Origin of the sequence: Streptomyces caniferus, from assembly GCF_009811555.1 — a bacterium.
GTDB classification, from domain to species: Bacteria; Actinomycetota; Actinomycetes; order Streptomycetales; family Streptomycetaceae; genus Streptomyces; species Streptomyces caniferus.
This window is the reverse complement of sequence record NZ_BLIN01000005.1, coordinates 2,540,149-2,563,283: the sequence shown is the minus strand read 5'-3', so window position 1 is coordinate 2,563,283 and position 23,135 is coordinate 2,540,149. Positions and strand designations below refer to the sequence as shown.

At 71.3% G+C, this 23,135-nt stretch carries 18 protein-coding genes; 12 read left to right on the top strand and 6 right to left on the bottom strand.

The genetic code is table 11. The features are described 5' to 3' along the window. Positions 1-385 precede the first annotated feature (385 nt). The 3 genes from Scani_RS27805 to Scani_RS27795 form a co-directional block, all read right to left on the bottom strand. Complete coding sequence (locus Scani_RS27805) at positions 386-1,219, bottom strand: phosphatase PAP2 family protein (protein ID WP_167538146.1); 834 nt, start codon at positions 1,217-1,219, stop codon at positions 386-388. 118 nt (positions 1,220-1,337) lie between these two features. Next, a complete protein-coding gene (locus tag Scani_RS27800; protein WP_159480548.1) occupies positions 1,338-2,387 on the bottom strand; it encodes a LacI family DNA-binding transcriptional regulator in 1,050 nt (349 codons plus the stop codon). Positions 2,388-2,411: 24 nt separating this feature from the next. Next, the gene (locus Scani_RS27795) at positions 2,412-4,085 is read right to left on the bottom strand and encodes a glycoside hydrolase family 13 protein (RefSeq protein ID WP_159480547.1); all 1,674 of its coding nucleotides are present in this window, start codon (positions 4,083-4,085) and stop codon (positions 2,412-2,414) included. Positions 4,086-4,309: 224 nt separating this feature from the next. On the opposite strand from Scani_RS27795, the gene Scani_RS27790 reads away from it, so the two are divergent. The 6 genes from Scani_RS27790 (at position 4,310) to Scani_RS27765 (ending at position 10,364) form a co-directional block, all read left to right on the top strand. Then, complete coding sequence (locus Scani_RS27790; protein WP_159480546.1) at positions 4,310-5,587, top strand: extracellular solute-binding protein; 1,278 nt, start codon at positions 4,310-4,312, stop codon at positions 5,585-5,587. A 53-nt stretch (positions 5,588-5,640) separates the two neighbouring features. Beyond that, a complete protein-coding gene (locus Scani_RS27785; RefSeq protein ID WP_371872438.1) occupies positions 5,641-6,519 on the top strand; it encodes a carbohydrate ABC transporter permease in 879 nt (292 codons plus the stop codon). 2 nt (positions 6,520-6,521) lie between these two features. After that, complete coding sequence (locus Scani_RS27780; protein WP_246296188.1) at positions 6,522-7,442, top strand: sugar ABC transporter permease; 921 nt, start codon at positions 6,522-6,524, stop codon at positions 7,440-7,442. Position 7,443: 1 nt separating this feature from the next. Then, the gene (locus Scani_RS27775) at positions 7,444-9,030 is read left to right on the top strand and encodes a glycoside hydrolase family 13 protein (RefSeq protein WP_159480544.1); all 1,587 of its coding nucleotides are present in this window, start codon (positions 7,444-7,446) and stop codon (positions 9,028-9,030) included. Continuing rightward, positions 9,018-10,082: a LacI family DNA-binding transcriptional regulator gene (locus Scani_RS27770; protein ID WP_167538145.1), complete on the top strand. Its 1,065-nt coding sequence runs from the start codon at positions 9,018-9,020 to the stop codon at positions 10,080-10,082. Before Scani_RS27775 ends, Scani_RS27770 begins: the two co-directional genes overlap by 13 nt. A 69-nt stretch (positions 10,083-10,151) precedes the next feature. After that, the gene (locus Scani_RS27765; protein WP_159480542.1) at positions 10,152-10,364 is read left to right on the top strand and encodes a DUF4287 domain-containing protein; all 213 of its coding nucleotides are present in this window, start codon (positions 10,152-10,154) and stop codon (positions 10,362-10,364) included. 76 nt (positions 10,365-10,440) lie between these two features. Here Scani_RS27765 and Scani_RS27760 read toward each other — a convergent pair whose 3' ends face one another. From Scani_RS27760 to Scani_RS27750, 3 genes are all read right to left on the bottom strand, one after another. Continuing rightward, complete coding sequence (locus Scani_RS27760) at positions 10,441-12,078, bottom strand: serine/threonine-protein kinase (RefSeq protein WP_159480541.1); 1,638 nt, start codon at positions 12,076-12,078, stop codon at positions 10,441-10,443. A gap of 82 nt (positions 12,079-12,160) precedes the next feature. Continuing rightward, positions 12,161-12,424, bottom strand: coding sequence for a DUF397 domain-containing protein (locus Scani_RS27755; RefSeq protein ID WP_159480540.1), 264 nt, complete (start codon positions 12,422-12,424; stop codon positions 12,161-12,163). Beyond that, the gene (locus tag Scani_RS27750) at positions 12,421-13,278 is read right to left on the bottom strand and encodes a helix-turn-helix domain-containing protein (protein ID WP_159480539.1); all 858 of its coding nucleotides are present in this window, start codon (positions 13,276-13,278) and stop codon (positions 12,421-12,423) included. The genes Scani_RS27755 and Scani_RS27750 overlap by 4 nt, the downstream gene beginning before the upstream one ends. Positions 13,279-13,428: 150 nt before the next feature. Here Scani_RS27750 and Scani_RS27745 point away from each other — a divergent pair, with 150 nt between their 5' ends. From Scani_RS27745 to pulA, 6 genes are all read left to right on the top strand, one after another. Continuing rightward, on the top strand, positions 13,429-13,896 hold the full coding sequence (locus Scani_RS27745) for an ATP-binding protein (protein ID WP_159480538.1): 468 nt from the start codon (positions 13,429-13,431) through the stop codon (positions 13,894-13,896). Positions 13,897-14,011: 115 nt separating this feature from the next. Continuing rightward, positions 14,012-14,311 carry a trypco2 family protein gene (locus tag Scani_RS27740; protein WP_159480537.1) on the top strand — a complete coding sequence of 100 codons (300 nt, stop codon included), beginning with the start codon at positions 14,012-14,014 and terminating at the stop codon, positions 14,309-14,311. Continuing rightward, positions 14,308-17,289, top strand: a complete 2,982-nt coding sequence (locus Scani_RS27735; protein ID WP_218039209.1) for an NACHT domain-containing protein — start codon at positions 14,308-14,310, stop codon at positions 17,287-17,289. The genes Scani_RS27740 and Scani_RS27735 overlap by 4 nt, the downstream gene beginning before the upstream one ends. A 98-nt stretch (positions 17,290-17,387) precedes the next feature. After that, a complete protein-coding gene (locus Scani_RS27730) occupies positions 17,388-18,173 on the top strand; it encodes a DUF6801 domain-containing protein (protein WP_308686624.1) in 786 nt (261 codons plus the stop codon). Positions 18,174-18,683: 510 nt separating this feature from the next. Further along, positions 18,684-20,006, top strand: a complete 1,323-nt coding sequence (locus tag Scani_RS27725) for an alpha-amylase (protein WP_159482410.1) — start codon at positions 18,684-18,686, stop codon at positions 20,004-20,006. A gap of 201 nt (positions 20,007-20,207) precedes the next feature. Further along, positions 20,208-22,799: a pullulanase-type alpha-1,6-glucosidase gene (gene pulA / locus Scani_RS27720; protein WP_159482409.1), complete on the top strand. Its 2,592-nt coding sequence runs from the start codon at positions 20,208-20,210 to the stop codon at positions 22,797-22,799. The last annotated feature ends 336 nt before the right edge of the window (positions 22,800-23,135 follow it).

The window sequence follows — 23,135 nt, the reverse complement described above, 5'->3', positions numbered from 1 at the left end:
GACGTAAAGCGAAGCAGTCCGGACACCCCCACCCGCTCCGACCCGTCCCCTCCCGTGGGTGGGAGGGGGAAACGTTGGTGGGGGTGCAGGTAGGTGGTCCGGTGCGCCTCGTGATCACACAGAAACGCGTCCCCCGGTACGACCGGCAAGGGCCAGAACGGCCACAGCGACGGCCCGCCCCCACCGGCCTTCACTCACTCCACACCCCTGCCCCGGAGGTCCGTCACCGCACCCACAGCCCCGCGCAGCGGACCCCGGCCGCCGCAGGCGCAATGACGGGACAGCCAAAAACGAGGCGAGGCAAAGCGCAGCGGCCGGGCACCGCGTTAGCGGGCGACAAACGGCGAGCAACCACCACGGCGCAAAAGCCAAAAACGTGGGAAGCCTAGGCGACAGCCACCTTCGCCAAGCGATGCGGAAGCGACCCGTACCAGAGCGACGCCAGCGCGAAGCCCACGCTCAGGCAGGCGACGCCGCCCAGTGCGTCGAGCCAGAAGTGGTTGGCGGTGGAGACGATGACGAGGAGGGTCGTGGCGGGGTAGAGCAGTCCCAGGGCCCTGGCCCACAGCGGCTTCGCCAGTAGGGCGATGGTGATGCCGCACCACAGGGACCAGCCGATGTGCATCGACGGCATCGCGGCGTACTGGTTGGACATCGAGGCGAGATTGCCGGACGCCATCGAGCCCCACGTCCCGTGGTCGATGAGGGTGTCCACGAAGCCGCCGCCCGTCATCAGCCGGGGCGGTGCCAGCGGGAAGAAGTAGTAGCCGAGCAACGCCACGCCGGTGGTGGCGAACAGCGCCAGCCGCGCCGCGGCGTAGCGGCCCGGGTGCCAGCGGTAGAGCCAGACCAGCACGCCGATGGTCACGATGAAGTGCAGTGTCGCGTAGTAGTAGTTCATCGTGACGATCAGCCATGTCACGGAGTCCACGGCGTGGTTGACGGTGTGCTCGACGGCGATGCCGAGCGAGTGCTCGGCCTGCCAGATCCAGTCGGCGTTCCGCAGGGCTTCGGCCTTCTGCTCGGGCACCGCGTTGCGGATCATCGAGTACGTCCAGTAGCTGACCGCGATCAGCAGGATCTCGAACCAGAGCCGGGGTGTGCGAGGGGCACGCAGACGGGCCATCCGCTTCTCGGCGACCGGGTGGTCCGCGCGTTCCCCCTTGGGTGGCGGGGTGGTCGGCAGGCCGTCCAAAGTCCTCGTATTCGCATCACCCATAGGCAGACAGTCTGCCAGAAAGGGGCGTACCGTCGATCATCCTTCGGTCGGGTATTCGATGCCTCATATCGGTCTTACGGGGGACGTAAGACCCCCGTACTTCTGGGGGATCGAGCCCTCAGGGAGCCCGCGGCGGCTTGGGGATCCTGGCCGGCTTCGGGGCCGAGGCGGTCGAGCCGCGCACCACCAGCTCGGGGTGGAAGACGAACTCGCTGTGCGGGGCCGGGGTGCCGCCGACCTCTTCCAGCAGCGCACGTACCGCCGCCTGTCCCATGGCCGTGACCGGCTGCCGGATCGTGGTCAGCGGCGGGTCGGTGAAGGCGATGAGCGGGGAGTCGTCGAAGCCGACCACGGAGATCTCGCGCGGGACGTCGAGCCCGCGCTGCCTGGCCGCCCGGATCGCACCGAGCGCCATCATGTCGCTGGCGCAGACGATGGCCGTGGCGCCCCGCTCGATCAGCGCGCTCGCCGCGGCCTGGCCGCCCTCCAGTGTGTAGAGGGAGTGCTGGATGAACGGCTCCGCCTCGGCCGGGCCGAGCTGCAGCCGCTCCTGCATGGCGCGCACAAAGCCCTCGATCTTGCGCTGCACGGGCACGAAGCGCTTGGGGCCGAGGGCCAGCCCGATCCGCCGGTGGCCGAGCGCGCTGAGATGGGTGACCGCGAGGTCCACCGCGGCCCGGTCGTCGGGGGAGACGAAGGGGGCCTGCACCTTGTCGGAGAAGCCGTTGATGAGGACGAACGGCACGCCCTGGCCGCGCAGCTGCTCGTAGCGCTGCATATCGGCGGAGGTGTCGGCGTGCAGCCCGGAGACGAAGATGATGCCGGCCACCCCGCGGTCGACCAGCATCTCGGTCAGCTCGTCCTCCGTGGAGCCGCCCGGCGTCTGCGTCGCCAGGACGGGCGTATAGCCCTGGCGGGTCAGCGCCTGCCCGATGACCTGCGCGAAGGCCGGGAAGATCGGGTTCTCCAGCTCCGGCGTGATCAGCCCGACCAGCCCGGCGCTGCGCTGTCGCAGCCGCACCGGGCGCTCGTAGCCCAGTACGTCGAGAGCGGCCAGCACGGACTGGCGGGTGGTGGCGGAGACGCCGGGCTTCCCGTTGAGAACCCGGCTGACGGTGGCCTCGCTGACACCCGCCTGTGCTGCGATATCGGAGAGCCGGGCGGTCATGGGTGGGACTGTACCGGTCTGCTGTCAGATTGCCCACCAGGTGCAGCTGTCACCGGGGAGCCGGGCGGCGGCGTCCTGGACGGTCACCGGGGCACTGGACAACAGCGGCGTTCCGGGCGCGGGCAGTTCGACGTCGTGCCCCAGGGTGTTGACGGTGCACAGCACGCCGGGGCGGGTGAAGGCGAGCACCCCCTCGGGTGCGGGAGCCCAGCTCATGGCGCCGTCGCCCAGTCCCGGCAGCCGGCGCCGCAGGTCGAGGGCGGCGCGGTAGAGCTCCAGGGTGGAGGCGGGGTCGCCGGTCTGGGCCGCGACGGTGAGGGCACCCCAGTCGGCGGGCTGCGGCAGCCAGCTGCCGCCGGGCCCGAAGCCGTACGGCGGCGACTCGCCGGACCAGGGCAGCGGCACCCGGCAGCCGTCGCGGAAGCCGTCCTGCCCGCTGGTGGCGGCGACGCCGTCGGGGGCGGACTCGGTGTCGGTGCCGGGGCCCGCCGCGCCGGTCGCCCGGCCGCCGCGGAAGAACGCCGGGTCCTGGCGGACCTCGTCGGGCAGGTCGGTGACCTCGGGCAGGCCCAGTTCCTCGCCCTGGTAGAGGTAGGCGGAGCCGGGCAGCGCCAGCATCAGGAGGGTGGCGGCGCGGGCGCGGGCGAGGCTGCCGCCGAGGCGGGTGGTGTGGCGGACGACGTCGTGGTTGGACAGCACCCAGGTGGTGGGGGCGCCGACCGAGGCGGTGGCGGCGAGCGAGGCGTCGATCACCGAGCGCAGCGCGTCGGTCTGCCAAGGGGCGTTCAGGAACTGGAAGTTGAAGGCCTGGTGGAGTTCGTCGGGGCGGACGTAGAGGGCGAGGCGCTCCGCGGTGGGGGCCCAGGCCTCGGCGACGCCGATCACCTGCTTGTCGCGGGCGTCGCCGTAGCCGTCCAGCAGCCGGCGCCAGGCGCGGTGGATGGCGTGCACACCGTCCTGGTCGAAGAACGGCAGCACCTGGCTGCCGATCAGCTGGGCCTGGGCGCCGTGGCCGATGTCCGGCAGGCCGGGCGCCTTGATCATGCCGTGGGCGACATCGACCCGGAAGCCGTCCACGCCGAGGTCGAGCCAGAAGCGCATGATGGCCTCGAATTCGGCGTGCACCTCCGGGTTGTCCCAGTTCAGGTCGGGCTGCTCGGGCGCGAAGAGGTGCAGGTACCAGTCGCCCCGGTCGGTGCGGGTCCACGCCGGGCCGCCGAAGACCGACTCCCAGTCGTTCGGCGGGAGTTCGCCGCCCTCGCCCTTGCCGGGGCGGAAGAGGTAGCGCTGCCGGGCGAGCTCCGGGTCCGTGAACCACGGGTGCCGGTCGGAGGTGTGGTTGGGGACGATGTCGACGATCACCCGCAGGCCCAGGTCGTGGGCGGCGCGGATCAGGCCGTCGGCGTCCTGGAGGGTGCCGAAGAGGGGGTCGACGGCGCGGTAGTCGGCGACGTCGTAGCCGCCGTCGGCCTGGGGCGAGGCGTAGAACGGGGTGAGCCAGACGGCGTCCACCCCCAGGTCCTTGAGGTACGGCAGCCGCTCGCGGGCCCCGCGCAGATCGCCGATGCCGTCGCCGTCGCTGTCCGCGAAGGAGCGGACGTACACCTGGTAGATGACGGCGTCGCGCCACCATCCCGGACCTCGGCCCGATCCGGGGGCCTGGGGGGCGGGGCTGGGGGAAGTGAGCTCCTGGGTCATCTGCCGTCCCTGTCGAGGTCAAGAGGCGTCGGTGCCTTCACCAAATCAACGCTCGGACGGGCGCGGGGTGACGGTGCCGGGCGCGCCCGGAGGGTCCTGTTCCAGCCATCTCGTTGCAATTCGCTCCCACGGTCTTGCAGAAATTTGCCGCAAGGTCTTTCGGTTTGTTTTCAGCGCTGTTACGTTCCTGACCGCCATCTGAGGCATTTCCCTAAGGAGTTCACATGCGGCGTGGCATACGGGGCGTAACGGCCACCGCGCTGGTAGCGGGCCTGGCACTGGCGGCGACGGCGTGCGGCGGAGGTGACGGCGGCAGTGGCGGCAACAGCGGGGGCGAACTGTCCGGAACCGTTACCTTCTGGGACACCTCCAACGACGCCGAGAAGGCGACGTACCGCAAGCTTGCCGAAGGTTTCCAGAAGGAGCACCCGAAGGTCCACGTCAACTATGTGAACGTGCCGTTCGGCGACGCCAACGCCAAGTTCAAGAACGCGGCCGGCGGCAACTCCGGCGCCCCCGACGTGATGCGCACCGAGGTCGCCTGGGTCGCCGACTTCGCCAACCTCGGCTACCTCGCGCCCCTCGACAACACCCCCGCCCTCGACAAGACCGACGACTATCTCCCGCAGGCCGTCGGCTCCACGAAGTTCAAGGGCAAGACCTACGCCGCGCCGCAGGTCATCGACACCCTCGGCCTCTTCTACAACAAGAAGCTCCTCAAGGACGCCGGCGTCGGGGTGCCCAAGACCTTCGACGAGCTGGCCAAGACGGCCAAGAAGATCAAGGCCAAGACCGGCGCCACCGCCCTCTACCTGCGCGGCGACGACCCCTACTGGTTCCTGCCCTACCTCTACGGCGAGGGCGGTGACATGGTCGACGCCCGCGACAAGGTCGTGGAGATCGACGACGGCGCCGGCGTCAAGGCGTTCCAGACCATCAAGGGCCTGGTCGACTCCAAGGCCGCGGTCACCGACGCCACCGACGGCCAGGAGAACCAGCTCAAGGCCCTCAAGGACGGCACCGTCGCGATGGCCGTCGACGGCCCCTGGGACATCGAGGGCGCCCGCGCCGGCAAGGCCTTCAAGGACAAGGCGAACCTCGGCGTCGCCCCCGTGCCCGCCGGCTCCAAGGCCCAGGGCTCCCCGCAGGGCGGCTGGAACCTCTCCGTCTACGCCGGCAGCAAGAACCTCCAGGCCTCCTACGCCTTCGTCAAGTACATGAGCTCGGCCACGGTCCAGCAGCAGACCAACGAGAAGCTCAGCCTGCTGCCCACCCGCAAGTCCGTGTACGAGGTGCCGGCCGTCAAGAACAACGAGATGGTCAGGTTCTTCAAGCCCGCCGTCGACGGCGCCGTCCAGCGCCCCTGGATCGCCGAGGGCAACTCCCTCTTCGAGCCGGTCAAGGTCCAGATGAACAAGGTGCTCACCGGCTCCGCCACGCCCGAGCAGGCCGCCAAGGCGACCGGCGACGCCTACCGGAAGCTGCTCAAGGACTACAAGTGACCGTTGCTGTACGGGTGCGCCGGGCGCTGGGCACCCACTGGTACGCATGGACGATGGTCGCCCCGGTGGTACTCGTCATCGGGGTGATCATCGGCTATCCGCTGGTGCGCGGCGTCTTCCTCTCGCTCACCGACGCCAATGAGGCCAACGTCGAGCGGAACATCGGCGTCAACCACCTCCCCGCCACCTACAAGTTCACCGGCCTGGACAACTACCAGGCCGTGCTGTCCGACGGCGTCTTCTGGGACCGTCTGGGCTGGACCGTCGTATGGACCGTCGGCTGCGTCTCGCTGACCTTCCTGATCGGCCTCGCCCTGGCGAACATGCTCAACCGCACGCTGCGCGGCCGCACCTTCTACCGCCTGGCACTGATCCTGCCGTGGGCCATCCCCGCCTTCATCTCGGTCTTCACCTGGCGGATGCTCTACAACGAGAAGAACGGCATCCTCAACAAGCTGCTGGCCGGCGGCGGCATCGACGCCGTCCCGTGGCTCAACGACCCGACCTGGGCCAAGCTCTCGGTCATCGCCGTCAACGTCTGGCTGGGCGTGCCCTTCATGCTGGTCGCGCTGCTCGGCGGCCTGCAGTCCATACCCGGCGAGCTGTACGAGGCCGCCGAGATGGACGGCGCGGGCGCCTGGCAGCGGTTCCGCAACATCACCGTCCCCGGACTGCGCGCGGTCAGCAGCACGGTGATCCTGCTCTCCACCATCTGGACCTTCAACATGTTCCCGGTGATCTTCCTGCTGACCCGGGGCGGCCCCGGCGACGCCACCGAGATCCTGGTGACCTACGCCTACCGGCTCTCCTTCCTCGACAGCCCCCGCAACTTCTCCGAGTCCGCGGCCTGGGGCGTCCTGATCCTGGTCCTGCTCTCGGTCGTCGCGGTCGTCTACCGCCGGGCGCTGCGCAAGCAGGGAGAGGTGTGGTGACCATGACCCCCACGAGCACGTCCCGCACGCGTACGACACGTACGAGCACCCCGCCCACCGGCACGGCGCGCACGAATGCGGCGCGCACGCCCCGCAAGCGCAACGAACGCTCCAGCCTGGCGTCCGCCGGCCTGCACGCGGCCCTCGCCCTCGCCGCGGTCGTGGCCGTCTTCCCGCCGCTCTGGCTGCTGGTGACGTCCTTCAAGCCCAGGAACGACGCCTTCTCCACCAGCCTCGTCACCCACTTCACCGTCGCCAACTACACCCACGTACTGGCCGACACCGAGTTCCTGACCTGGTTCAAGAACTCCGTGATCATCGTCGGGCTGACCACCGTCCTCGGCGTCTTCATCGCCGCCACCACCGGCTACGCCGTCAGCCGCTTCCGCTTCCCCGGGATGCGCCCGCTGATGTGGCTGCTGCTGATCACCCAGATGTTCCCGGTGGCGGTGCTGATCGTGCCGCTGTACAACCTGCTGGCGAGCCTGGGCCTGCTCAACCAGCCCGCGGGCCTGGTCATCACGTACCTCACCATCGCCGTCCCGTTCTGCGCCTGGATGATGAAGGGCTACTTCGACACCATCCCGGTGGAGATCGACGAATCCGGACGGGTCGACGGCCTCAACCCCTTCGGCACCTTCTGGCGCCTGGTCCTCCCGCTCGCCAGACCGGGGCTCGCGGTCACCGGCTTCTACACCTTCGTCACCGCCTGGGCCGAGGTCGCCTACGCCTCCGCCTTCATGACCGGTGAGGAGAACCTGACGCTCGCCGGCGGCCTGCAGACCTTCGTCAACCAGTACACCAACGACTGGGGTTCGATGACCGCCGCCGCCGTGATCATCGCCGTACCGGCGGCACTCGTCTTCGCCTTCGCCCAGCGCCACCTCGTCGCCGGACTGACCGCCGGCACCACCAAGGGATGACATGACCCCTCAGCACAACGTCACTCCTGCCACCGACTGGTGGCGCCACGCGGTGATCTACCAGGTCTATCCGCGCAGCTTCGCCGACGGCAACGGCGACGGTATGGGGGACCTGGCGGGCATCCGCGACCGGCTGCCGTACCTGCGCGACCTGGGGGTCGACGCCGTCTGGCTCAGCCCGTTCTACGCCTCCCCGCAGGCCGACGCCGGCTACGACGTCGCCGACTACCGCACCATCGACCCGATGTTCGGCACCCTGGCCGACGCCGAGGCCGTCATCGCCGAGGCCCACCGCCTCGGCCTGCGCATCATCGTCGACCTCGTCCCCAACCACTGCTCCGACCAGCACGAATGGTTCCGCCGCGCACTCGCCGAGGGCCCCGGCTCGACGATCCGCGAGCGCTTCCACTTCCGCAAGGGACGCGGTGAGAACGGCGAGGAGCCGCCCAACGACTGGGAGTCCCTCTTCGGCGGCCCGGCCTGGACGCGGGTGCCCGACGGCGAGTGGTACCTCCACCTCTTCGCCCCCGAACAGCCCGACTTCAACTGGGACCACCCCGCCGTCCAGGACGAGTTCCGCTCGATCCTGCGCTTCTGGCTGGACCTGGGCGTGGACGGCTTCCGGGTGGACGTCGCCCACGGCCTGGTCAAGGCTCCCGGCCTGCCCGACATGGGCCACGGCGAGCAGCTGAAACTGCTCGGCAACCAGGTCCTGCCGTTCTTCGACCAGGACGGCGTCCACGACATCTACCGCTCCTGGCGCACCGTCCTCGACGAGTACTCCGGCGAGCGGATCGCGGTCGCCGAGGCCTGGGCACCCAGCGCGGACCGCACCGCCCTCTACGTCCGCCCCGACGAACTCCACCAGGCCTTCAACTTCCATTACTTGAACACGGGGTGGGACGCGGCGGCCCTCCGCGAGGCGATCGACTCCTCCCTCGACGCCATGCGCCCGGTGGCGGCCCCCACCACCTGGGTGCTGTCCAACCACGATGTCGTACGCCACCGCACCCGCCTCGGTGGCGGCCCGGACCGCGCCCGCGCCGCCACCCTGTTGATGCTGGCGCTGCCCGGCTCCGCCTACCTCTACCAGGGCGAGGAACTGGGCCTGCCCGAGGTCACCGACCTGCCCGACGAGGTCCGCCAGGACCCGTCCTTCTTCCGGGCCACCGGCCAGGACGGGCTGCGCGACGGCTGCCGGGTCCCGCTCCCCTGGAGCGGCGACGCGGCCCCGTACGGCTTCGGCGACGGCGGCAGCTGGCTGCCGCAGCCCGCCGACTGGGCACCGCTCACCGTCGAGGCCCAGACCGGCGACCCGGCCTCCACCCTGGAGCTCTACCGCACCGCCCTCGGTCTGCGGCGCGCCCACCCCGGCCTCGGCGCGGGGGACTCCGTGGAGTGGCTGGACGCCCCCGACGGCGTCCTGGCCTTCCGGCGCCCCGGCGGCCTGGTCTGCACGGTCAACACGACCGACGCCCCGGCCCGCCTGCCCGCCCCCGGCCGGCCGCTGCTCTCCTCCCGTCAACTGGACGCATCCGACGGGGACGTCGAGCTGCCCGCCGACACCGCCGTCTGGTGGGAGGAGTGACCCTGCCCGACATCCCTGCCACCCCCCGGCTGTCCGACATCGCCGCCCAGTCGCAGGTCAGCGAGGCGACCGTCAGCCGGGTCCTGAACGGCAAGGCGGGCGTGGCGGCGGGCACCCGGCAGCGGGTGCTCGCCGCGCTCGACGTCCTCGGCTACGAGCGCCCCGTACGGCTGCGACGGCGCAGCGCCGGCCTGGTAGGGCTGGTCATCCCGGAGCTGACCAACCCGATCTTCCCGGCCTTCGCCCAGATCATCGAGCAGTCACTGGCGGGCCACGGCTACACCCCGGTGCTGTGCACCCAGATGCCGGGCGGAGCCACCGAGGACGAACTCGTCGAGCAGTTGGAGGAGCGCGGCGTCACCGGCATCGTCTTCCTGTCCGGCCTGCACGCGGACACCGGCGCCGACCCGTCCCGCTACGCCCGGCTGGCGGCCCGGGGCGTCCCGTACGTCCTCATCAACGGCTACAACGCGCACATCGACGCGCCGTTCGTCTCACCCGACGACGGCGCGGCGGCCCGGATGGCCGTACGCCACCTGGCCGAACTGGGGCACGAGCGGATCGGGCTGGCCGTCGGCCCGGCCCGCTACGTGCCCTCCCGCCGCAAGGCCGAGGGCTTCGCGGCGGCGCTGGGCGAGTCGTTCGGCCTGTCGAGGGGGCAGGCCGAACGGCGCGTCCAGCACACCCTGTTCAGCGTGGAGGGGGGCCATGCGGCCGCCGCCGCACTGCTCGACCAGGGCTGCACCGGCGTCGTCTGCGGCAGCGATCTGATGGCGCTCGGCGTCGTCCGCGCGGCCCGCCAGCGCGGTCTGGACGTCCCGGGCGACATCTCGGTCGTCGGCTTCGACGACTCGCAGCTGATCGCCTTCACCGACCCGCCGCTGACCACGGTGCGCCAGCCGGTGCAGGCGATGGCCACGGCGGCGGTCGGCGCCCTGATCGAGGAGATCCACGAACGCGCCCAGGGCCGCCAGAGCCCGCCCCAGCGCACGGAGTTCGTCTTCCAGCCGGAGCTGGTGGTGCGGGGGTCGACGGGTCCGCTGCGGACCTGACCGCGCGTCCCGGGGCAGGTGCGCACGCGGGCCCGCCGGATTGTCAGTGGGGGGTGCCATGCTGCCTCCATGACCAACACCGTGCAGGGCCCCGCGAGTTATTTCCCGTCGATCGAGAAGAAGTACGGCCGCCCGATAGCCGAGTGGAAGAGCCTGATCACCGCCTCGCCGCTCACCCGGCACATGGAGCTGGTGGCCTGGCTCAAGACCGAACACGGCCTGGGCCACGGCCACGCCAACGCCCTGGTCGCCCACACCCTCAAGGAGGCCGCCGGCCGGTAGACCGCGGGCGGGGCGGCCCCGCCGCCGCGCACGGCGGCAGCGGGCGGCCATCCGGGCCGGACGGCGTACAGCGGCCTCAGGGCTTGTGAAGGTCCAGGTTGGCGATCGCGACCCGGGCGACCTCGCGGCCGCGGGCGGTGACGTCGCCCTTGCCCGGGTAGTCCACCCACAACCGGTACATGTCACCGGCGTGGGTCCGGTAGTAGAACGCCTTGGCCTCGCGCGGGACGTCCCCGTCGATGTCCACACCGGAGCCGCTCGTGCCGTAGGTGACGGTGTTCAGCGCGGCATCGCGGCCCTGGTACGTGACATTGGCGTCCGTGCTGCTGCGGGCCTTGGTGTCCGAGGACATCGAGGTCCCCGACCCCGAGAAGGAGCCGCCCTTGATCGCGTCCGAGTCCTTGAACGCCTGGGCGTCGGCGGTCCCCGAGATGTCGGTTTTCTGCCGTACGTGGTCCCACCGGGTCAGCTCGACGGTGACCGCACCGCTGGGATCCTTGTACGTCATCACGGAGGGGTCGTCCTCGTCCGGGATCCGGAGGTAGCCGGCGGGCACCGCGACGTCCGCGTTCAGCGTCCCCGCCTCCTGGCGGATCTTCCATCCCTCGGGCAACGGCCCGGCGAACGGATCCGCGAGCACCAGGTAGGCCGCCACCGCCAGTGCCACGACTCCGGCGCCGATCCCGAGGAGTGCCTTGCGGCCGAGGCGGACACCCTGACCGGCCTCCGGATCGCCGGTCCGCACGACCGGGGGCGGGGGCTGCACAGCGCGTTCGAGCAGCTCGCGCACCTGCGCCGCACTCGGCCGGTGCGCCGGATCCTTCTGCAGCAGACCCTGGACGGCCTCGGCCAGCGGACCACCACCGGCCGCGGTCGGGGCTGCCGGGGCCGCGTTCAGCACGGCCTGCAGCGTGGCGGGGGTGTTGGTGCGGCGGAACGGCGAGACGCCCTCCGTCGCCGCGTACAGCACGACGCCGAGCGACCACAGGTCGGAGGCGCTGCCGGGCTGCTGCCCCAACACCCGCTCGGGCGCGATGAATTCGGGGGAGCCGACGAACCCGCCGGTCTCGGTCAGCTTGGTCTCGCCCTCGATCTGCGCGATGCCGAAGTCGGTGAGGACGACGCGGTCGTGGCGGCCGAGCATGACGTTGTCCGGCTTCACGTCGCGGTGCAGGATCCCGGCGGCGTGCGCGGCCTCCAGTGCGCCCAGCACCTCCAGCCCGATCCGGGCGGCGTCGCGCGCGCCGAGCGTGCCCTCCTGGAGCGCGTCGCCGAGGGAGCGTCCCTGGACGAACTCCATGACGATCCACGGCTGCCCCTCCTCCACGGCGACGTCATGGACGTTCACCACCGCGGGATGGTCGAGGCGGGCCGCGGCCCGTGCCTCGCGCCGCATCCGTTCGAAGAGCCCGGCCCGCTCCCGCTCCGGCAGGTGGTCGGGGATCCGGGACTCCTTGACCGCCACCTCGCGGTCCATCACCTCGTCCCGGGCCCGCCACACGGTGCCCATGCCGCCGTGCCCGAGCCTGCTCAGCAGCCGGTAGCGGCCCGCCACGAGCCGGCCCGCGCCCGGATCGGACGACGGCGGTGCGGCCTGTGCGGCTGCCGGAGCCTGCGAGTGTTCCGTGGGCGGAGCCTGGGCGGGCTGCGGCGGTTGCAGCCGGAAGCTCGTGGGATCGTGCGGACGCGGTGCGGGGCCCCCGTTGTCATTCATGTGCTCATCTTCATCCACGGCGGCACCCGGCGTACCACTCGGGTCAGGGACAGGTGAACCGCCGCGACGGGTCGGCCGGCACTCAGCCCGCCCGGTGGCCCCGCCTTACCGCGTACGCCACGAACTCCGCCCAGGCCGGGGCGGGCACGGCGAGCTGCGGCCCGCCCTTGTCCTTGGAGTCGCGGACGTGGACGGTGGTGGGGCAGGCGGCGATCTCGACGCAGTCGCCACTTGAGTCGCCGCTGTAGCTGGACTTCCGCCAGGAGAGGGCGATCTCCACGCAGCTGTCGCCGGAGCTGCCGCTGTAGCTGCTCTTGAACCACGCCAGTTCGCCGCCGGTCCTCATAGCGCTCCTCGCATCCTCGTCAACAGGCCCCGGGAGTCGTCGGGGGTGAGGGCCTGTGACCGCAGTTTCGCATAGCGCATATGGAGGGTGGTGACGGTCTTCGGGTCGGCGATGAACTGGCCGCTCTCCTGCCCCTCGCAGTAGCAGAACCGCTGGTTCTCCTCGGTCTCCAGCAGTTGCATCGGCCCGTTCATGCCCGCGTGCACCTCCCGCTCCAGCGGCATCACCTGTAGCTCGACGTTCCGCAGCGCGGTCCGTTCCAGCACGTGGTCGATCAGCCCCCGTGCGGCCTCCGTGCCGCCGGTCCGGCGCTGGAAGACGTGCTCGTCGATGATGAAGCTGAAGGCGGTGTTCTGCCGCTCGGCCAGCAGCCGCTGCCGGTCCAGCCGGGCCGTGACCTGGACCTCGACCTGTTCATCGGTCAGCAGGGGCAAGCGCTGCTCGAACAGCGTCCGCGCGTACGCCTCGGTCTGTAACAGGCCGGGGACCAGGCGGCATTCGTAGGTGCTGAGACTCACCGCTTCCTTCTCCAGCTCGGCCCACATCCGGAACCAGGACGCCAGCCCGCGCTGCCGTGACAGCCGCTTGGCCGCCTTCCGCAGCACCCCACCCGCGTCCAACGCCTCCTCCGAACGCTCGACGAACGTCTTCGACGGCAGCCGCCGCCCCTGCTCCACCGAGGCGATGTAGTGCGACGAGTACTGGATCTCCGGCGCCAGGGACTCCTGGGTGAACCCGGCCTTCTCCCGTAGTGCCTGGTACACGGCCCCGAAGATGCGCAGGCTGTCGGACGGTTCGGGTTCGCCGCCGCCGTCGTAGCGGTCGGTGAGGGTGGTGGTGATGGTGTCTTCCATGTCGGTGCTCCGCAGTCACTGGTCCGACCCCGCAAGTCACCCATCGTTACGCCCCGTTACTCGTCCCGTCCACACTCCGGACTCGTACAGTTCCGGGTGTACGAGTCGGGTACCTGGTCGGCGAGCGGGCCGACCAGCAGCGTTGCCCGCATGCACAGTCAGCTCACCCCGGGCGGCGGCGCCCGCACCCCCGTCACCGTACGTACGTTCACCCAGCGCTTCAGCTCCACCCGGCGGGGCGCCCGGCTCGCCCGCTACCTCGCGCTCCAGCAGCTCGACGTCTGGGGCTTCCCGTACGGCGGCGAGGTGTCCGAGGCCGTCGCCCTGATCGTCGGCGAACTGGCCGCCAACGCGGCGACCCATGGCCGGGTGCCCGGCCGGGACTTCGAGCTGCGCCTGATGCGCATGCCGGGCTCGGCGCGCCCCGGCACCCTGCGGATCGAGGTCGCCGACACCCGCACCGAGAAGCGCCCGCCCGACCCCGGCACGTGCGCGCCCCCGCCACCCGACTCCGAAACCGGCCGCGGCCTGCTGCTGGTGGCCGCGCTCGCCACCCGCTGGACGGTGCTCGACCGGGTCCCGGTGGGCAAGGTGGTCCGTGCCGAACTCGACCTGTAGAGGAGGATTTCCCAGGGGATTGGTGGTGATAGGCGGCCAGCGCCCGCATGGCGGGACTAAAGTCCTCGGTGACCGACCGGTTACCGGTGGTGAGCCCGGGGCGAAGGGGCGTGCAGTGATCGAGCTGGCCAGTGTGATCAGGGATCTGCGGGAGGAGTTGGAGGAGGCGGTCGTCGCGGCGGAAGGTGCGGCGCTGCGCTTCGAATTGGGGACGATCGAGCTGGAGGTGTCGGTCGCTCTGGAGCGGACCGGGCACGCGGGGGCGAAGGTGCGGTTCTGGGTGGTGGAGTCCGGTGCGGACGCGACGGTCGGCGCCACCTCGACCCAGCGCATCACGCTGGCCTTGCAGCCGACCCTCACACGGTCGGGCAACCCGGCGTACGTCTCCGGAATCTCCGGCAAAAACGAGCAATGAATCCCGCGGGCGGCAGGGCTGCCGAGCCGGACGGGCTCGACGCGGGGCGGGTGGTCCAGGTCCTCACCACGCGGCGGGCGGGCCCGGGGCGGCGTGGGTCGGGCTACCAGGTGAGTGGGCATGCGGTGCTCACCGCCGCGCATGTGGTGAGTGACGCGGTCTCCGTACGGCTGCGTTTCTTCACCGAGGACGGTGGCACGACGGAGGTGTCCGGCGAGCCGGTCTGGGCGGACGCGGCGATGGACATCGCGGTGCTCAGGATCGCGAGGGACACGAGCGCGGGCGGACCGGGCGCCGCCGAGGTCCGGCCGGTGCGGTTCGCCGCGATCACGCAGCCCGTGGAGTGCGAAGCGCTGGGTTTTCCACGGTTCCGGCTGCGCCTCGACAGTGCGTCGACGGACCGTGACGATCCCCCGTGGTACCGGGATTCGCACCACGCGCGCGGCACGACCACACCGTTGTCGTACCTGCGCGCGGGGAGCCTGGAGATCTCCGTGGCGCCTCCTGAGTACGACCCCGAGCCGGACCGTTCCCCTTGGGAGGGGATGTCGGGGGCCGCGGTGTGGAGCGGCGGGTACGTGATCGGGGTGGTCAGCGAGCATCACCGGTTCGACGGGCTCGGCAGGTTCGCGGCGAGCCAGGTGAAGCGCTGGTACCGCCTCGCTCCGGACCGGATCAGCGCACTCAACGATCTGATCGGCCTGCCGGCCGATGCCGACCGGCTCACCCAGCTCCCGCAGCTGTCGCCTCCGCGGCCGGAAACACCGGAGCCGGACGATGCGCCGGAGGTGCGGGAGGCGGCCGGGAAGCTTGCCCGCGAGGTGTCTGAGCAATGGCGTCGCGAGGGGCGGTGGCAGCGGGTGGGGGACCCGTCCCCGCTCGCCGTGCGCTTCGGGTGCACCGAGCGGAATGTGTTCGATCACTGGGCCAATATCCGCCGAGCCCCGTTCGGGACGGTCGCGGAGCCCCTCCCGCTGGACGGTCGGCTCGACCGGATCGTGGAGGTCTACGAGTCCGTTCCGTCCCGTCGGCTGGTCGTGCTGGGGGAGGCCGGGTCGGGCAAGACGGTCCTGACGCTGCGTTTCGTCCTCGACCGGCTGAAGGCCCGCGCCGCCGGCGACCGGGTGCCGGTGATCTTCGGTCTGGGGTCATGGGATCCGGTCACCACCTCACTGGACGACTGGCTGTGCGGCCAACTCGTGCGCGACTACCCCTTCCTGGACGCTCCCGCCGGGAAGCGGGGGAACCTGGCCGGTCTCCTGCTCGACGAGGACAAGATCCTTCCTGTTCTCGACGGTTTCGACGAGATCGCAAGCGGCCTCCACGGTGCGGCGCTCCGAGCGCTCAACCGCACCACGATGCCGCTGCTCCTCACCACCCGCCCCGCGGAGTACAGCCGGGTCGTGGAGGACAACGGCGTGCTCACCGAAGCCGCCGTCATCGAGCTGGCGGACCTCACCGTGGACGACTACGCCGACTACCTGCACCGGGGCAGCCGGCCGGTCAGAGAGGGCGGCGAGGACAGTACCGCGTGGCAGCCGGTCCTGGCCCGGCTGCGTGAAGAGCCGGACGGTCCGGGCGCGGCGAACCTCGCCCAGGTGTTCGCGACCCCGCTGATGGTCGCCCTGGCCCGCACCGTCTACCGAGGCACTCCCGGGCGCCGGCCCTCAGACCTTCTGGACGTCCGGAAGTTCGCCTCCCCGGAAGCCCTGCAGGAGCACCTCCTGGCAGCCTTCATCCCCGCCGTCTACGACCCCACACCGACCGGCCGCGGCACCAGCCGTCGCCGCCGCCGGCACCCCGAACGCGCCCAGCGCTGGCTCGGCTACCTCGCCGCGCACCTGCACGAGCTCGACACCCGCGACCTCGCCTGGTGGGAACTGGGCACCACCATGCGCCTTTCCTCGCGCATGCTCGTCGTCGGGTTCCTGGCCGCACTGGCCTTCGGGGTGACGACCGGGATCGGGAACCTCCCCGTGGACCTGCTCGCGACCGAGCACGGCCTCGGGTTCGCACTCGGCCGGGGCCTCGCGGTCGGGCTCCTGCACGGGCTCCTCGCCGGGCTGGTCTTCGGATTCGTGTACGGCTTCGTGTCCGGGGGCGCCCCACGTGAGCCGTCGCGCGTACGCCTGCAGATCTTCGGCGGGACCAGACAGACGCGTGACACGTTCCTCCCCAGGTCCCTGCTGGGCCTCGGGTTCGGGCTCCTGTTCGCGCTCGTGCTGGTGTTCCTGGACAGGTGCCTGGTCGCGCCGCTGGGGTTCGACGACGGACTAGACGGCGGGCTCCTGGGCGCCATCCTGTTCCCGCTCGAACTCGGGCTCGGTGCCGGACTGGTACTCGGCATCATGGCCTGGCTGGAAGCTCCCATCGAGATCGGATCCGCGGTCAGCGCCTCGGAACTGTTGAGCACGAACCGCAAGAACGTGGTCTTCCACATGCTCGTGTGGATGCTCGTGATCGGGATCCCGGCCGGGCTCGGCTTCGGGCTCCTCTCCGGCCCTGTCGGCGTGCTCATGCCCGGGCCTGTCCGCGGGCTCCTGGCCGGGCTCGTGTTCGGGATCGAGGCGGCGTTCGGGGGCGGGCTCGGATACGGGCTGAGTTTCACCGCTTGGGGCCAGTGGGTGGCCCTGTCGCGTATGTGGTTGCCGCTGACAGGCCGACTGCCCTGGGCAGTGATCGCTTTCCTGGACGACGCTCACCGGCGAGGTGTATTGCGCCAGGCCGGCGCGGTCTACCAATTCCGCCATGCGCGACTCCAAGACCACCTGACCCAGGTTTCCCAGCCGCACCACGCCTTTCGCCGATCGGGTTCACCGGGCAGGGCGGACCCGGAACATACCGGGAACCGTCCGCGACCAGAAGGGCGTCTTGATTCCGGTAACACCCGCCGTTCGCGTCCCGATGGGACACACGGCGGAACAACTCACGGGGGTGCCAATTGGCTGCCAGGCGCAGGACGGGAAAGCCAAGGGTGAGGACCGCCCTTGGGGTGGTGACGGCATTAGGGGCCGCCGTCGGAATCGTGGGAGTTTCCGGAGCCGGCACCGCGGCCGCACAACCGGCTTCTCGCACAATGAAGTACACCTGCAAAGTGCCGGTGATCAAAAACCAGCCGCTAATGGTAAAGATCGATGCGGATATTCCGGAGTCGGTCAGGGTCCACGAAGCCAGCCGGAAATTCGCCATCGGTGCGCGGACGACAGTGGACGCGGATCTCACGGCGAAGCTCCGCTTGTTCGGTGTGAGGACCGTCGAGGGCACGGTGGCCGCGAAGGTCGGCGTGTCCGCGCCGCAGGGCGACAGGCGCATCAGCGTTCCCCTCGGCATCACCAAGACCGGCATCCCGGCGTCCGGTTCCTTCACGGTCGCGGCGACCGGCGCCGCGCCCGCTCTCACTTTCAGCCGGCCGGGCATCGCGCGGATCACCGTCGGCGACATCTCCCTGCACGTCGTCGGGAAGAAGGCCGGCGGCGGCGTTCTGGGCCAGGCCGACGTGCGCTGCAGGCTGAACGCCGGGCAGAAGAACGTCGTGGGGTCGTTCGAGATCACGGGGAAGGGGAAGGCCACCCGCTCGGCCACGTCCGGCACTTCGGCCACGTCCGGCACTTCGGGCCCGTCCGGTACCTCGGCCACGTCCGGCACCTCGGGCACGAACGCCAAGGGTGCGACGGCCTCGGGCGTCACACCTGAGCGGACCTCGTCCGCGGCCCACGGTGCGGCGACGGGTGACACCGCGACCACCGGCCAGGACACCCGGGACCTGGTTCTGCCGATCGTCGGCGCTCTTGTCGCGGGCGCCGTCGCCTTCTGGATCGGCTCGTGGCGCAGGAGCCGGCGCCGCGCCGCCGACAGCCGCTGAGGAGACCGCATCGCGGATCCCGGCCCCGGCGTCGGGATCCTGTCTGCTCCCCGCCTGCTCACCCCCGCGAACGCGCGCCGAGGTCCCTGGCGCGCCGTCACCCGCGACATATGCGCCCGGAGTGACGGGGGCCGGCCCTCACCTGCCAGGCGCATGCCGAGGAGACCGCCTGCACGGAGAGCCGCTTGGCGCGCCGGTCCGGCCGTCCGGGCGCGTGGACCCGCAGGGCGGGCCTCCGGTCGGCCGGACCGGCGCTCGTCAGGGAACGTAACACCCTTGCAATGTCTTGCGTAAGGTCTTGCAGCAACTGGTTCCGGCGGCTAGAACCGTCAGCAACACCGGCGCCGTCGCCCCCACCGGCGCCTTTCAACGGCCTTCCGGGCACGGCGCGTTGCCGAGCAAGGTCACTCCACCCCCTCAGGAGGAACCGTGCTCCACCGGATCAGAAACGCCGCCCGCAGACCCGCGGCTGCCGCCCTCGCCCTCGTGGCGGGCGCGGCGGCCGTCCTGATGCCGCAGCCGGCGGCGGCCGCTCCGCCCGGCGCCAAGGACGTCACCGCCGTCCTCTTCGAGTGGCGCTACGACTCGGTCGCCGCGGAGTGCCGCAGCAGTCTGGGCCCGGCCGGATACGGCTACGTCCAGGTGTCGCCGCCCCAGGAGCACATCCAGGGACCGCAGTGGTGGACCTCGTACCAGCCGGTCGGCTACCGGATCGCCGGGCGGCTCGGCGACCGTACGGCGTTCGCGGACATGGTCGCCGCCTGCCACGGCGCGGGCGTCAAGGTCGTTGTCGACACCGTCATCAACCACATGGCGTCCGGCTCCGGTACGGGCACGGGCGGCTCCTCGTACACCAAGTACGACTACCCGGGCACCTACTCGGTCTTCGACTTCGACGACTGCACGGCACCCGTCTCGAACTACGCCGACCGCTGGAACGTCCAGCACTGCGAACTCGTCGGTCTCGCCGACCTCGACACCGGCGAGCCGTACGTCCGCGGCCGGATCGCCGCCTACCTCGACGACCTGCTGTCCCTGGGCGTCGACGGCTTCCGTATCGACGCCGCCAAGCACATCCCGGCCGACGACCTCGCCGACATCAAGAGCCGGCTGAGCGATCCGCACGCCTACTGGAAGCAGGAGGCCATCTACGGCGCGGGCGAGGCCGTCTCCCCGGCCGAGTACCAAGGCACCGGCGACGTACAGGAGTTCCGCTACGCCCGCGACCTCAAGCGGGTCTTCCGGGACGAGAACCTCGCCTACCTCAAGAACTACGGCGAGGGCTGGGGCTACCTCCCGTCCGCCGGAGCCGCGGTCTTCGTCGACAACCACGACACCGAGCGCGGCGGCGACACCCTCACCTACAAGGACGGCGCCGACTACACCCTCGCCCATGTCTTCATGCTGGCCTGGCCCTACGGCTCACCGGACGTCCACTCCGGCTACGAGTTCACCGACCGGGACGCCGGGCCGCCCAACGGGGGAAAGGTGAACGCCTGCTGGCAGGACGGCTGGAAGTGCCAGCACAAGTGGCCCGAGGTCGCCAGCATGGTGGCCTTCCGCAACGCCGTGCGCGGCGGTGCCGTCACCCACTGGTGGGACAACGGCGCCGACGCCATCGCCTTCGGCCGTGGCAGCAACGGCTTCGTGGTGATCAACCATGAGACCACCACCCTCAGCCGCACCTTCCAGACCGCGCTGCCGGCCGGCGGCTACTGCGATGTGCAGAGCGGCCGGGCGGTGACGGTGGACGACTCAGGACGCTTCACCGCGACGCTGGGCCCGAACACCGCACTCGCCCTGCACACGGGGGCCCGCACGGGCTGCTCCTGATCCGGGCGCGGGCCGCGGGGCGCCGGGCGCCCGTCCGTCCACGGCGCCCGTCCGTCCACGAGGCCCGTCCGTTGACTGGGCCCCTCCGTCCACGGGGCGTGCCCGCCGCACGCCCCGCATCCCCCCGCCACCCACCACCCGTACGCCCTCCTCCGAAGGAGCCTCTTCGTGAACGGCCCCCTCCGCCGTACCGTCGCCGCCATGGCGCTGGTCCTCTGCGCCGCCGCCCTTCCCGCCGCGTCCTCCGCGACCGCCGCGCCCGCCCCGCCTCCCGCGGACCAGGCCCTGGCCCAGTGGATCGACCGCGACACCGTCGTCTGGAAAGGCGCGGAACACGCCGCCGCCCAGCTGGAGTTCGGGACGCACCGCAAGCGCATCCGGCTCACCCCCGGCACCCTCAGCCCGTCCGAACGTCTCGCCCATCCGCATCTGACGGGCTACCCCGCCTTCACCGTCGACCCCCGCGACCGCGGCCTGGCCCCTGCCGCCGTGCGCGGCAGACTCCTCGCCGCCCAGCGCACCGCCGACGGCGGGCGCACCACCACCGGCGTGCAGATACCCGGCGTACTGGACGACCTCTACGGCACCCGTGCCCAGCACGCCACCCTGGGGCCGGACTTCGACCACGGCCGCCCCACCCTCTCCGTCTGGGCGCCCACCGCCCGCACCGTCGCCCTCGAACTCGACGGCCGTACGGTCCCGATGCGGCGCGACGACACCACCGGCATCTGGCGCGTCCGGGGCGCCCGCGACTGGGCCGGAAAGCCGTACCGCTACCTCGTCACCGTCTGGGTCCCCAGCGTCGGCCGGACCGTCACCAACAAGGTCACCGACCCCTACTCCACCGCCCTGACCGCCGACTCGGCCCGCAGCCTCGTCACCGACCTCGACGACCCGAAACTCGCCCCGGCCGGCTGGTCACGGCTGACGAAGCCCGCTGCGGTGCCGCTGCGCCGCGCCCGCATCCAGGAGCTGCAGATCCGCGACTTCTCCATAGCGGACCGCACCTCCCGCCACCCGGGGCGCTACCTCGCCTTCACCGACCGGCACTCCGACGGCATGGGGCACCTGCGCTCCCTCGCCCGGTCCGGCACGTCCTACGTCCATCTGCTGCCGGCCTTCGACTTCGCCACCACGCCCGAACGGCCCGCCGACCAGGCCCGCCCCGGCTGCGACCTGGCCTCGTACGCCCCCGACTCCGACCGCCAGCAGGACTGCGTCGGCAAGACGGCCGCCCGCGACGCCTACAACTGGGGCTACGACCCGCTCCACTACACCGTCCCGGAAGGGTCCTACGCCTCCGACCCGGAGGGCCCGGCCCGCACCGTCGAGTTCCGCCGCATGGTCCAGGGGCTGAACGGCGCCGGGCTGCGCACCGTCATGGACGTCGTCTACAACCACACCGCCGCGAGCGGCCAGGACCCGCACTCCGTACTGGACCGCATCGTCCCCGGCTACTACCAGCGGCTCATGGACGACGGCAGCGTCGCCACCTCCACCTGCTGCTCGGGCACCGCCCCCGAGCACACCATGATGGGCAAGCTCGTCGTCGACTCCGTCGTCACCTGGGCCAAGGAGTACAAGGTCGACGGCTTCCGCTTCGACCTCATGGGGCACCACCCCAAGGCCAACATCCTCGCCGTCCGCAAGGCGCTGGACGCGCTGACCCCGCGCAAGGACGGTGTCGACGGACAATCCATCGTCCTCTACGGCGAGGGCTGGAACTTCGGCGAGGCCGCGAACGACGCCCGCTTCGTCCAGGCCACCCAGCGGAACATGGCCGGGACCGGCATCGCGACCTTCAGCGACCGGGCCCGTGACGCGGTACGCGGCGGCAGCCCCTTCGACGGCGACCCCGGCATCCAGGGCTTCGCCTCGGGCCTGTACACCGACCCCAACTCCTCGAAGGGGAACGGGAACCCGTCCGAGCAGCGCGCCCGGCTCCTCCACTACCAGGACCTCATCAAGATCGGCCTCACCGGCAACCTCGCCGACTACACCTTCACCGACAGCACCGGCCACCGGGTCAAGGGCTCCGGCGTCGACTACAACGGCGCCCCGGCCGGCTACGCCGCCGCCCCCGGTGACGCCCTCGCCTACGCCGACGCCCACGACAACGAGACCCTCTACGACGCCCTCGCCTACAAACTCCCGCAGCACACCGATGCCGCCGACCGCGGCCGGATGCAGGTCCTGGCGCTCGCCACCGCGGCCCTCTCCCAGGGGCCCGCGCTCTCCCAGGCCGGTTCCGACCTCCTGCGCTCCAAGTCCCTGGACCGCAACTCCTTCGACAGCGGCGACTGGTTCAACGCCCTGCACTGGAACTGCGCCGACGGCAACGGCTTCGGCCGCGGGCTGCCCCCGGCCGCCGGCAACAAGGACAAGTGGCCCTACGCCCGGCCCCTGCTCGCCGACCCCGCCCTCCGCCCCGGCTGCGCCGCCATCGACCACACCTCCGCCGCCTACCGCGACCTGCTCCGCATCCACGCCACCGAACCGGCCTTCGGCCTGGCCACCACGGCCCGCGTCCAGTCGGCCCTCTCCTTCCCGCTCTCCGGGAAGGACGAGACCCCCGGCGTGATCACCATGCGCCTCGGCAACCTCGTCGTCGTCTTCAACGCCACCCCGCACCGCCAGGCCCAGACCCTCCACGCCCTCGCCGGCGAGCACTACGCCCTGCACCCCCTCCAGGCCCACGGCGCCGACCGGACCACCACCACCGCCTCCTACGACCGCCCATCGGGCACCTTCAACGTCCCGGCCCGCACGGTGGCGGTCTTCCGGCGCGGCTGAGGCTGGTTTTTCCTTCCCACGTTTTTGTCTTTCCCGCCGTGGGGGTTGCGCCTGGTGGCGGCTTCCCACGTTGTCGGCTGTCCCGCCGTGGTGGTTGCTCGCCGTTGCCCGCCCGCTGCGCGGTGCGCTCGCCGTGGCGCCTGCGGCGGGCCGGGGTCCGCTGCGCGGGGCTGTGGGTGCGGTGACGGGCCTGCGGGGCAGGGGTGTGGGACTGCTTCGCTTTACGTCCCACACCCCTGCCCCTCCGGCCCGTCCCCTCCCGTGGGGGGAGTGAGTGAAGGCCGGTGGGGGCGGGCCGCCGACAGGCGTTTCGGTATGACCCGCGAGGCGCACTGG

What these genes read in the sequence shown, in the direction of transcription:
- Scani_RS27805 (WP_167538146.1), bottom strand. Translation starts at nt 1,219, where the DNA reads ATGGGTGATGCGAATACGAGGACTTTGGACGGCCTGCCGACCACCCCG.
- Scani_RS27795 (WP_159480547.1), bottom strand. Translation starts at nt 4,085, where the DNA reads ATGACCCAGGAGCTCACTTCCCCCAGCCCCGCCCCCCAGGCCCCCGGA.
- Scani_RS27780 (WP_246296188.1), top strand. Translation starts at nt 6,522, where the DNA reads ATGACCCCCACGAGCACGTCCCGCACGCGTACGACACGTACGAGCACC.
- Scani_RS27790 (WP_159480546.1), top strand. Translation starts at nt 4,310, where the DNA reads ATGCGGCGTGGCATACGGGGCGTAACGGCCACCGCGCTGGTAGCGGGC.
- Scani_RS27730 (WP_308686624.1), top strand. Translation starts at nt 17,388, where the DNA reads ATGAAGTACACCTGCAAAGTGCCGGTGATCAAAAACCAGCCGCTAATG.
- Scani_RS27800 (WP_159480548.1), bottom strand. Translation starts at nt 2,387, where the DNA reads ATGACCGCCCGGCTCTCCGATATCGCAGCACAGGCGGGTGTCAGCGAG.
- Scani_RS27745 (WP_159480538.1), top strand. Translation starts at nt 13,429, where the DNA reads ATGCACAGTCAGCTCACCCCGGGCGGCGGCGCCCGCACCCCCGTCACC.
- Scani_RS27725 (WP_159482410.1), top strand. Translation starts at nt 18,684, where the DNA reads ATGCCGCAGCCGGCGGCGGCCGCTCCGCCCGGCGCCAAGGACGTCACC.
- Scani_RS27755 (WP_159480540.1), bottom strand. Translation starts at nt 12,424, where the DNA reads ATGAGGACCGGCGGCGAACTGGCGTGGTTCAAGAGCAGCTACAGCGGC.
- Scani_RS27760 (WP_159480541.1), bottom strand. Translation starts at nt 12,078, where the DNA reads ATGAATGACAACGGGGGCCCCGCACCGCGTCCGCACGATCCCACGAGC.
- Scani_RS27750 (WP_159480539.1), bottom strand. Translation starts at nt 13,278, where the DNA reads ATGGAAGACACCATCACCACCACCCTCACCGACCGCTACGACGGCGGC.
- Scani_RS27775 (WP_159480544.1), top strand. Translation starts at nt 7,444, where the DNA reads ATGACCCCTCAGCACAACGTCACTCCTGCCACCGACTGGTGGCGCCAC.
- Scani_RS27765 (WP_159480542.1), top strand. Translation starts at nt 10,152, where the DNA reads ATGACCAACACCGTGCAGGGCCCCGCGAGTTATTTCCCGTCGATCGAG.
- Scani_RS27735 (WP_218039209.1), top strand. Translation starts at nt 14,308, where the DNA reads ATGAATCCCGCGGGCGGCAGGGCTGCCGAGCCGGACGGGCTCGACGCG.
- Scani_RS27785 (WP_371872438.1), top strand. Translation starts at nt 5,641, where the DNA reads ATGGTCGCCCCGGTGGTACTCGTCATCGGGGTGATCATCGGCTATCCG.
- pulA (WP_159482409.1), top strand. Translation starts at nt 20,208, where the DNA reads ATGGCGCTGGTCCTCTGCGCCGCCGCCCTTCCCGCCGCGTCCTCCGCG.